General features: G+C 39.4%; 10 protein-coding genes. All 10 read left to right on the forward strand.

Going from position 1 to position 10,233, the window contains the following annotated elements; all coding sequences use genetic code 11:
- Genes HYW79_02275 through HYW79_02320 form a run of 10 tightly spaced genes read left to right on the forward strand, consistent with a single transcriptional unit; the run spans window position 1 to window position 10,122 of the window.
- Window positions 1–1,167 carry a glycosyltransferase family 4 protein gene (locus HYW79_02275; GenBank protein MBI2635347.1) on the forward strand — a complete coding sequence of 389 codons (1,167 nt, stop codon included), beginning with the start codon at window positions 1–3 and terminating at the stop codon, window positions 1,165–1,167.
- Entirely contained in the window at window positions 1,142–2,410 is a 1,269-nt protein-coding gene (locus HYW79_02280; protein ID MBI2635348.1) for a glycosyltransferase family 39 protein, read from the forward strand. The genes HYW79_02275 and HYW79_02280 overlap by 26 nt, the downstream gene beginning before the upstream one ends.
- Complete coding sequence (locus tag HYW79_02285; GenBank protein ID MBI2635349.1) at window positions 2,403–3,575, forward strand: hypothetical protein; 1,173 nt, start codon at window positions 2,403–2,405, stop codon at window positions 3,573–3,575. The genes HYW79_02280 and HYW79_02285 overlap by 8 nt, the downstream gene beginning before the upstream one ends.
- On the forward strand, window positions 3,568–4,338 hold the full coding sequence (locus HYW79_02290; GenBank protein MBI2635350.1) for a glycosyltransferase family 2 protein: 771 nt from the start codon (window positions 3,568–3,570) through the stop codon (window positions 4,336–4,338). The genes HYW79_02285 and HYW79_02290 overlap by 8 nt, the downstream gene beginning before the upstream one ends.
- Entirely contained in the window at window positions 4,338–5,261 is a 924-nt protein-coding gene (locus HYW79_02295; GenBank protein MBI2635351.1) for a class I SAM-dependent methyltransferase, read from the forward strand. The genes HYW79_02290 and HYW79_02295 overlap by 1 nt, the downstream gene beginning before the upstream one ends.
- A 20-nt stretch (window positions 5,262–5,281) precedes the next feature.
- Window positions 5,282–6,523 (forward strand): class I SAM-dependent methyltransferase, encoded by a 1,242-nt coding sequence (locus HYW79_02300; GenBank protein MBI2635352.1) that lies wholly within the window; start codon window positions 5,282–5,284, stop codon window positions 6,521–6,523.
- 4 nt (window positions 6,524–6,527) lie between these two features.
- Complete coding sequence (gene rfbB, locus HYW79_02305; GenBank protein MBI2635353.1) at window positions 6,528–7,583, forward strand: dTDP-glucose 4,6-dehydratase; 1,056 nt, start codon at window positions 6,528–6,530, stop codon at window positions 7,581–7,583.
- A gap of 4 nt (window positions 7,584–7,587) precedes the next feature.
- A complete protein-coding gene (locus HYW79_02310; GenBank protein ID MBI2635354.1) occupies window positions 7,588–8,631 on the forward strand; it encodes an SDR family oxidoreductase in 1,044 nt (347 codons plus the stop codon).
- Window positions 8,628–9,545 carry a dTDP-4-dehydrorhamnose reductase gene (gene rfbD / locus HYW79_02315; GenBank protein MBI2635355.1) on the forward strand — a complete coding sequence of 306 codons (918 nt, stop codon included), beginning with the start codon at window positions 8,628–8,630 and terminating at the stop codon, window positions 9,543–9,545. The genes HYW79_02310 and rfbD overlap by 4 nt, the downstream gene beginning before the upstream one ends.
- 10 nt (window positions 9,546–9,555) lie before the next feature.
- Window positions 9,556–10,122, forward strand: a complete 567-nt coding sequence (locus HYW79_02320) for a hypothetical protein (GenBank protein MBI2635356.1) — start codon at window positions 9,556–9,558, stop codon at window positions 10,120–10,122.
- The last annotated feature ends 111 nt before the right edge of the window (window positions 10,123–10,233 follow it).

The raw sequence follows: 10,233 nt of genomic DNA on the forward strand, positions 1-10,233 counted from the left end.
ATGCGTATAGCAAGAATAATTGAATATTTTCCGCCTCACATCGGAGGGATGGAGCGGCACGGGTTAATCCTTTCGCAAGAACAGGTTAAATTAGGTCATGAAGTTGATATCTTCATTGGTTACAGTGATAATCTGAAGTCCGACTTACGAAGTCCGACTTTGAGATCCCCAGAAGTCGGACTTCAAATACCGAAGTCGGACTTCGAAATCTACAAAGCGCCGCTCGGTTTTCTGCCGATTTATAGCCGGATACGGCGTTTTTGGTTTAATATATGGGCATATTTTACCTTTAAAAAACACCATAGTAAAAATCCTTACAATATAATTCATCTGCACGGCGATTTTATTGAAGCGTTTTTTGGCGGGAAACTTGCTAAAAAATTAGGCATTCCGGCGGTGATAACCATACATGCTGGTTTAAATAAGAAGTTTTTAAAACCAAAAAATGCGAATTATTTTAAAAATATCAGTAAGATAATCTGTGTCAGCGAAGAAATCGCCAGTGATTTAAAGAACATTGGCGTTTCGGAAAATAAACTGACTGTAATTTCAAGCGGAATTTATTTGGATGAATTTAATAATAAAAACAGCGAAACCATCGATTTAAAAAGCAAATATTCCAAACCGATTATAATTTCCGTCGGCGTCTTGAGAATTAATAAGGGTTTTAATCATTTAATCGATGCTTTCAAGGAAGTTTTAAAAATATTCAATTCGGCTACGCTTTTGATAATCGGCGACGGCCTGGAAAAAAATAATCTGATGAAACAAGCGCAAGGATTTGGCCAAATTAAATTTTTGAGCAGACAAGACCATAATAAAGTTATAGAATATCTTAAGGTCGCCGATATTTTCGCACTGGCATCGGTTTCAACCGAGGGCGATCGCGAGGGTACCCCGACATCAATAATGGAGGCGATGGCGGCGGGGCTGCCGATTGTTGCCACAAAAGTCGGCGGTAATCCGTATTTAATAAAAGAAAGTGAAAACGGATTATTGGTTGAAGAAAAAAATAATGAGGCGTTGGCCGAAGCTATGATAAAATTAATAAGAGATGAGAATTTAAGGCAAAAAATGAGTGACAGAAACTTGGAAGATATTAAACAAAAGGATTGGCCGCTTATAGCAAAACAAATTACTGATGTTTATTCCAAAATTAAAAATTAATGTGTTTTGGCGGTGGTGGCTAGCGGCGGCGTTCTTGTACCTGATATTCGCAGGCATCGTCACATATTTCTATGGTACCGGATTTTTAATGCCTCTTAATGACGACACAGGACACCACATTCGGTTGGCAAAAAACCTTATTGATTACGGTGTTTTTTCTTTGGATGGTCTTGATGGCCAACATTCTATAATACCGCCGCGGCCGACTAATTTTTTGACTCCCGGGTATGCTTTCTGGCTGGCATTTATTTATATTATTTTCAAATCTTTTTTACCCGCAATTTTTATAGGCGTTTTAATTTTCGCCTTTTCCGTTCCTCTGACATATTTTCTGGCCAAAGAAATTGCCGGAAGTGAAAAAATCGCTTTTTGGGCAGCTCTCATCTTTATGATAGAACCGTTATCGGTTTATCATTCCGACCTGATGTTTACCGAGCAATTGTTTGTGCCGATATTTTTATCGGCCGCCTATTTTTTTATAGCCTATATCAGACGTGGCAGTAAAAAGTTTTTAGCGGCTTCGCTATTATTATTTTCCGTTTCGGTTCTGATTCGTCCGATCATTTTTTATTTTTTACCTGTTTTAATTTTAATTAATATTTTTAAAGAAGCGAGAATTTCCTGGCGCGGGGCGTTGATTACGGGGCTGGCATCGGCAATTTTGGCGTATTCGACAACAGGGGTCTGGATAATTCGCAATAAAATTGTTCTGGATACTTGGCAGATTTCGAGCAATCAAGGGGCGATTTTAGTGTCTCATTATGGAATGGTGGCAAGGAAATTGAAAAAAAGCAGTTTTGACCTACCGTATTTCGCGTATGAATCAAATAATTTTTCCACAGAATACAACAACAATCTGGGCAAGGCCGCGCTAAAAGAATTGATTAAGGATAAATGGACATATTTAGAGGTCAAATTTAGTTATCTGCCCGTTTTTTTTCTAACCAATGGTTATAATAATATGTTTAACCGTTTAACCGGTCGGCCGGAGAATTTTATTTTTTTGATTGGAGCGCTAATTTGGGCGGTAATGAGTTTCCTTGGTTTAGTCGGCCTGCGGCGCTTACTTATATCGGCCCGAAAAGCACAAGTGGCCTTTGTGGCGCTTTTGATTTTATATTTCGCGTTTATTGCTTCACCGATTGTAACGTCGCGCTATCGTTTGCCGCTTAATCCGTTTATTTTAATTTTTGCCGTCAGCGGCTTTCTATATTTAAAACAATTAATTAGAAAAAATGTCTGACATAAGTAAAAAAACATTTATTTGGGCAATAACCGGATTGATTATTCTAAGAGTTGTTTTGATGATTCTTATGATGAACAATATTCCGTTTACTGGAATGACAGCCGGTGGATTCAGGCCGACTTTTACGGAATCTTATCAACCGGATGAATTGCAATATTTTAAATTAACTGAAGGGCTGATAGCTAGCCGCGCGGAAAAATTAGTTCCAAACATCGGCACTTCGATTATTTTTGCTCCGTTTATTTATTTCACTGGCGCTTCTTCGCCGGATGAACTCGCAAAATCCGTTTTTGTTTTTGAGGCATTTGTGTTGTTTTCTCTCGCATTAATATTGGTTGTTCTGATTGCTGAAAAATTGTTTAATTCGCGAAAATTGGCAGTTGTAAGCGCCGCATCGTTTGTTGTCTATCCATGGGTGTTACTCCTGATTTTCAATCTTTTAGGATATAAAAATGCAGTTCCGGCATTTCATTATCAGTTGTGGATTTTCATTTTATCGGATTATCTCTCGGCTTTTTGGGTCTATCTCGGCTTTTTCCTGATTTTTAAATGGTTTAATAATATTTTTGAAAGTTCGACAATAAATTGGAAAGAATTAATAATTCTCGCAGTTGTTAGCGGGGCGGCGATTTTAACGCGGATGGGCAATTTTTGGCTCATTTTAATCATTTTTTCCACATTCTTGTATTATCGGAATTTTAAAAAACTCATTTTTTATGGCTTTTTTCTTAGTATAGCTTACTTACCGCAACTTGTTTTCAATGCTATAGCATTCGGAGCGCCATGGATTTTTGGTTACAGAGATCCAAAAGTCGGCGCGTCAACATCGTCTACTCCGCTCGCGCAATGGTTTAACCCCGAAAATTTGTGGCTTAATTTTTCAAAGTTTTCACCGCAGCATTATTTTTTACTATTTTTAATTGCCGCCGCATTTTTTATTCTGATTTTTTGTTTCGGTTATAAATATTTTTCAAAAATGAATGGAAAATTTGCCCTGGTAACGGGAGCATGGTTTTGGTCTTATTTAATTTTTTATTGGATATTTGATGAATCGTTGAGCCAGCTTCGTTATTTTTTACCAATGGTTCCGATTTTTATTTACTTTTTTGTTGCCGCGATGATATATTTAGCGGGTAAATTCAAGGGAAAAATTTATGTATAATGGTAAATTGGTTTCGGTGGTTTTTGCAACCTACAGAGAGAAAAATTCGGTAAGGGAAGTGATTGAAGATTTTTTTAACGCTACGCCCTTTGTTGATGAGATAGTTGTTGTAAACAACAATGCCGAGCCGGGAACGGTTGAAGAAATTCAAAAAACAAAAGCCAGAATGGTTTATGAAAAAAGGCAGGGATATGGCTATGCTTTCCAGCGTGGGCTTAAAGAGGCGAGAGGTGATTACATTCTTCTCTGCGAACCTGACGGTACCTATAAAGGGAAGGACGTTGAAAAGTTTTTGGTTTACGCTAAAACCGACGGTTTTGACATTGTTTTAGGTTCTCGCACCGGCCAAAATACCCCGCTAAGCGGGGCCGATATGACTCTTGTCAGAAAATTTGCCAATGTGGTTGAAGCCAAATCGATGGAGGTATTGTTTAATACCAACGCTTTGACCGACGTCGGCTGTACTTACAAGCTTTTTACAAAAGAGGCGATTAGAAAAATTGCGCCGTTTTGGCGGACAAGAAATTCGCTTTTTGCCACCGAATTAGTTCTTCTGGTAATCAGCGAAAATTTTCGCTTTATTGAAATCCCGGTAACTTTTAAGAAACGGGTCGGCATTTCAACTTTTGTGGGCACTTTCCTCAAACAAGCTAAGTGGGCAATAAAAATTCAATTCTTTATTTTTAGATTTTGGCTGCGCTGGATAACGCGCGGCAGTCGGATTAATAAGGAAAATCTTAAAGAGGAAAATAAAATTGTCTGATGATTAAATGCCCAATTTGCGACAATTCGGATGAGGCGTCAATAAAACAGTCGCTGTTTCCCGAATTTTTTAATTGCGGCAAGTGCGGCGGTCATTTTATCAAAGAAAAAATCGCGGTTGATTATCCTGAAGAGTATTTCGAACAAAAAGAAAAACCTTCTATAATCGCGCGGTTAGCTATTCCGGTTTTAAACGTTTTTCTTGCCGGCAAAGTAAGGCGTGTTAAGAAAATTATTAAAGGAAAGAAAGGGGCGGCGGTTTTAGATTACGGCTGCGGCGCGGGGAAATTAGTTGATGCATTGATTAAAAAAGGTATTGACGCGATCGGTTTTGAACCGTCGGTTGGAGCGCGGCAAATAACCGCAAGAAATAATCTGCCGGTTTATGGCGAAGTAAAAACAGTAAAAGACGGCTATGATTTAATAATGTTCTGGCAGAGCTTGGAGCACACCGACAATCCGCTTGAAGTAATCCGGAATGCCGCAGGATATCTTAAAAAAGACGGCAAATTGTTAATAGCTGTTCCAAACGCCGGTGGCTGGGAGGCGCGAATTTTCAAAGACAAGTGGTTTCATTTTTCTTATCCGCTCCACGTGATTCAATTTACTCCCGACGCCGCGAAGACAATGCTTGACGAAGCCGGTTTTAAGATTTTGAATATTGACTATTTCAATCCCGAATACACGGCTTCCGGAATAATCCAGACATTTCTTAATCTTTTTTTACCGAAAGACGTTTTTTACAGCGTTATCAGCCATCGAAGGCAGTCGGGTTCAAAAATTAAAACGATTTCGCTTTCCATTTTGTCGGTTTTTGCGCTTTTAATTTTCTCGCCTTTTATCGTTTTATTTTGGTTTGGAGAATTGATTTTTAAAAAAACCGGTGCTATTGTTATTGTCGCGGGAAGGGACGCAAATTTATGAAAATAAGTAATAAGTGTCGAATGTGTAAAAGCGGGCGTTTAAGCCAATTTTTTGATTTGGGCGAAACAGCTTTAGCCAACTCTTTTCTGTCAAAAGAAGCGCTTGACAAGCCGGAGCCGAAGTATCCTCTTAAAGTATTTTTCTGCGAAGATTGCGGGTTAAGCCAGCTTGTCCATGTTGTTGAGCCGGAAATTCTGTTTAAAAATTACGTTTATTTTTCTAGTGGGATGCCGGCTTTGCCGGAGCACTTCCAGAAATACGCCGAAGAAGCGGTTAATAATTTTGTGTCGTCCCGCCGACGCCAAGGCTTTGGCGGGCAGGCAAAAGACGATTTAGTGGTGGAAATCGGGAGCAATGACGGGTTGCTTTTGGGCGCGATTAAAAATCTTGGCGCGAAAGTTTTAGGCGTCGACCCGGCGGAAAATATTGCCAAGGTTGCCAACGAAAGAGGGGTAGAAACATTGCCGGAATTTTTCAGCGAAAAATTGGCCGGAAAAATCGCCGCGAAATACGGGAAAGCCAAGGTTATAATCGGCAATAATGTGGTGGCGCACATAGACAATCATCACGATCTGGTAAAAGGAGTTTCTGCGCTGCTTGCCGATGACGGCGTTTTTATGTTTGAAGCTCCTTATATTGCGGACATGTTTGAAAATTATACTTTTGACACCATTTATCACGAGCATCTTTCTTATTTGTCAGTTCGGCCTCTCGTCAATCTGTTTAAGCAATTCGGAATGGAGCTTTTTGACGTTAAGGTTTTTCCGGTCCAGGGCAATTCAATAAGGGGGTATGCGGGTAAATTGGGACAGCATGAAATTTCACCGCGGGTCGCGGAACTGCTCCAAAAAGAAAAATCAATGAAGCTCGATAAATTGGAAACTTATTTGAAGCTTGCGAGCGACGTAAATGAAATGAAACAAAAAGTACGCGCCACTTTGGATGAATTTAGGGCGGAGGGCAAAAGAATTGCCGGCTATGGCGCTCCCGCCAAGGGAAACACTCTTTTGAATTATTTTGGAATCGGGCCGGATATTTTGGACTATACCACTGAAGCCCTGCCTTCTAAAATCGGGTTTTATACTCCGGGAACCCATATTCCGGTGGTAAATATCGAGGACGCGCGGAAAAATCCGCCGGATTATTTTCTTCTTTTAGCTTGGAATTATAAAGATGTTATTCTAAAAAAAGAAGAATCAATGATAAAAAATGGCGTAAAGTTTATAATGCCGGTCGGCGAAAACTTAGGATTAATAAAATAAAACAATGAATCGTTCGTATGAAAACATCTTAATTTGCGGCGGTAGCGGATTTATAGGGTCAAATTTTATCCGTTATTTTTATAATAAATATCCCGATTATAAGATTTTTAATCTGGACTTGCTTACATACGCCGGCAATTCCGAAAATCTTTTTGATATTGAAAATCACGAAGCTATTGCCATGCCGGAGAAACGCCGTTATCAGTTTATTCGCGGCGATATTTGCGACGGAGCGCTGCTCGGCAATATTTTTGGTCAATATAATTTTAGCGCCGTAATTAATTTTGCCGCCGAGAGCCACGTTGACCGTTCGTTTATAAACGTTTTTGATTTCATAAGGACCAATATCGAGGGTGTCCGTTCTTTAATCGAAATTTGCCGAAAGTCTAAAATCCCGAGATTTATCCAGATTTCTACCGATGAAATTTATGGTTCTGTACCGGAGGGATTTTCAACCGAAGAGGCGCCGTTTAGGCCGTCTAACCCGTATGCCGCTTCTAAAGCCGCCGCTGATTTGCTCGTCCAATCCTATATAAGAACGCATCGGGTGCCGGCGCTCATAATCAGAAGTTCTAATAATTTTGGCCCCTACCAGTATCCCGAAAAATTAATTCCTCTGGCAGTATCAAATATTATTGAGGGTAAAAAAGTGCCGATTCACGGTTCCGGAGAGCAGAGGCGGAGTTGGATACACGTAAACGATTTTTGTTCCGCGATTGATCTTGTGCTGCATAAAGCCGCCGATTACAGTATTTATAATATTTCCGGTGAAGAAAAAACAAACCTGGAAATTATTGAAATTTTATCTCGGCATCTTAAAGAAAATCCGGAAAGTTATAAAGAACACACCCAAGATCGTCCCGGGGCTGATATCCGCTATGCTCCCGATTCGTCAAAAATAAGCGCCGAATTAGGCTGGAAAAGAGCGTGTTCGCTGGAAGATAATATAGGAGAGGTAATCGCCTGGTATTCCGATAATCAAGATTGGTGGAGGAAGATTAAATCAAAAAAAGAATATTTAGACCATTACGAACGCCAGGCTAAAGCGGAATATTATTAGTTTTATGTCTCAAACAGCCAAAAAAATATTGGTTACGGGCGGCGCTGGTTATATCGGCGCGGTTTTGGTGCCGAAATTGCTTAGCATGGGCTATGAAGTCAGAGTTCTGGATAAAATGATATTCGGCGAGGCGCCTATTAAAGATTTTAAATACAGAGTTGAATTAGTAGTCAATGATTCTCGATACGCTGGGCCAGAAATTATGGATGGAATTGATTCCGTAATCCACTTAGCCGGATTTTCCACCGATCCCACTTCGCAATATGACCCGCGTCTTACCGACACGGTCAATCATATTGCCACTGAACACTTGGCGAAATTAGCGCGCGCTAAAGGAATAAAAAGATTCGTATACGCTTCAAGCTGTTCAATTTATTTTACTTTAAACACTCCGCTTGAGCCGCCGCTTTATAATGAAAACGACACGGTTAATCCTATTTCGGCATACTCTTTAAGCAAGCGCTGTTCCGAGCAGATTCTTTTGGGGATGACTAATGAAGATTTTCAGCCGACGATGTTTCGCAAAGGTACTCTCTATGGCTGGTCGCCCAGAATGCGCTATGACTTGGTTTTTAACGCTTTTGTAAAAGACGCGTATCATAAAAAAATTCTGACTGTTGATGCCGGCGGCGAAATATGGCGGCCGATGATTGACATACAAGATGCCACAGATGCTTATATCAATGCCATAGAATTGCCGCTTGAAAAAGTTGGCGGCAGGATTTTTAATGTCGCAGACCAAAATTGGAGCATCGGCAATCTGGCGAGAGAAATCCAGAAAATTTTAAAAGAAAAAAAAAGAGTTGATATCGAACTTGATATTAAACCAATCAGTTTAACGAGAAATTACAAAGCCGACGCATCTGCCTTTAATGAAGCATTTAATTTCAAACCAAGTCGAAGTTTTGAAGAGGCGGTTTTTGAAATTTGGGATCATCTGGAAAACGACAAAAATCACGACCCCCACAATATAAGACATTACGGCGATAAGTGGTACAAGCAATATTTTGAAACCGATGAAGGTAAAAAATTCATGCAACACGCATGAAAAAGAAGGTCCTAATAGTCGGTTCCGCGGGGATGCTGGCTTTTGATTTATTGAGGACTTTTGAGGATGATTATGAAGTAATCGGCGCCAGCCGCGCCGATTTTGACGTTACGGACAAATCGGCGGCTCTAAGCTTTATAAAAAATCACACGCCCGATGTCGTGATAAACACCGCGGCTTACCATAAAACCGAAGAATGCGAATTAAATCCCGAAAAGAGTTTTGCCGTTAATGCTATCGGCGCTTTTAATATCGCTAAAGCGGCAAAAAAAGTTGGCGCCAAAATAATTTTTATAAATACTGATTATGTTTTTGACGGATCAAAAGAATTTTTTACGGAAAATAATAATCCGAATCCTCTTAACGTTTACGGCGCGTCAAAACTTGCCGGAGAAAATCTAACAAAAATCGCTAACGAAAATCATTATATAATAAGAACAAGCTGGTTATTCGGCGGGCATCGGTCGGGGAAGGGCCATAACTTTGTTTCTTTAATGCTTGGAAAAGCAAAAAATGGCGAAAATATAAAAGTGATTAATGATCAGTTTGGTTCGCCGACATATGCGTATGATTTGGCGGTAAAAATAAAAGAACTTATAAATAAAAAAGCGCCAAGCGGTATTTACCACATCACTAACAACGGCAGTTGTTCTTGGTATGAATTTGCCGAAAGGATTTTTAAACTGGCGAAATTAAATCCTAAAATTGAAAAAATAAAATCAAGCGATGGCGCGTCAAAAATCAAAAGGCCAAAATATTCTGTTTTAATAAGTGAAAATCTAAGGAAATTGGGGATTGATAATTTAAGGCCGTGGCAGGAAGCCCTCGCAGATCATCTTGACAAAACCGATAAAATAACCTATTATAATGAAACTGGGGAAAGCACCTTTACATCTAAATGCGGAATAACATAAGGAGGAAATAATGATGCATTTTTTTAAAATGTTTTGGAAAATTTGTACGGTATGGAAAATTAAACCCGCAAATGAGGAAGAATTAAAAAGTGCCGATGTTATTGTATCCTTTTCTGATTCTAAGATGATAGATGGTTCGTTGGGACCGGGAAATGAAATAATAGGGCAAGTTACGGAAAAATATCAAACCTTCTATAATCTACCAGTAATGGCTCAGGAAGAAGCAGCTGTATCGGCGGCTCAATTCGGAGCAAAAGTTCAATATATAAGCATTGGAACTCAAGATGGTAAATCGTATTTACATTGGAATACTGCTATAATTATGGATTATGTAGCGGCGTTTTGTTACCGAAATAATTGGAATAAGCTGATTATAGTTTCAATTCCAGATCATATGCCTCGATGTGTCTGGTGCGCTGAAAAGCGCGGTCTAAAAGCTTTTGCGGCTTCAATGCCATCCAAGGGTCAGTACTTTCACAAAAATCTGGCTCTTCCAAGTTGCCGTGGCGGGAGTTTTAGATTCCGATTCCGAGATTTTTTTGTAAGAATATTATTTCTTTTGCAGGGCAATATTTAACAAACAACTCACAACCGAATTCTGTAACGCTTTGTTACAGAATTTTTTATTTTTGCTATTATTTATACGATCGTATAAATAGTATAATTTGCGGCTGATTAATTTTGCTTG

The sequence above is a fragment of the Parcubacteria group bacterium genome (genome assembly GCA_016186325.1).
Classification (GTDB): domain Bacteria; phylum Patescibacteriota; class Minisyncoccia; order UBA10092; family UBA10092; genus JACPHB01.

Coding starts and splice junctions, on each gene's coding strand:
- HYW79_02275 (MBI2635347.1), top strand. CDS start 1: ATGCGTATAGCAAGAATAATTGAATATTTTCCGCCTCACATCGGAGGG.
- HYW79_02280 (MBI2635348.1), top strand. CDS start 1,142: ATGTTTATTCCAAAATTAAAAATTAATGTGTTTTGGCGGTGGTGGCTA.
- HYW79_02285 (MBI2635349.1), top strand. CDS start 2,403: ATGTCTGACATAAGTAAAAAAACATTTATTTGGGCAATAACCGGATTG.
- HYW79_02290 (MBI2635350.1), top strand. CDS start 3,568: ATGTATAATGGTAAATTGGTTTCGGTGGTTTTTGCAACCTACAGAGAG.
- HYW79_02295 (MBI2635351.1), top strand. CDS start 4,338: ATGATTAAATGCCCAATTTGCGACAATTCGGATGAGGCGTCAATAAAA.
- HYW79_02300 (MBI2635352.1), top strand. CDS start 5,282: ATGTGTAAAAGCGGGCGTTTAAGCCAATTTTTTGATTTGGGCGAAACA.
- rfbB (MBI2635353.1), top strand. CDS start 6,528: ATGAATCGTTCGTATGAAAACATCTTAATTTGCGGCGGTAGCGGATTT.
- HYW79_02310 (MBI2635354.1), top strand. CDS start 7,588: ATGTCTCAAACAGCCAAAAAAATATTGGTTACGGGCGGCGCTGGTTAT.
- rfbD (MBI2635355.1), top strand. CDS start 8,628: ATGAAAAAGAAGGTCCTAATAGTCGGTTCCGCGGGGATGCTGGCTTTT.
- HYW79_02320 (MBI2635356.1), top strand. CDS start 9,556: ATGATGCATTTTTTTAAAATGTTTTGGAAAATTTGTACGGTATGGAAA.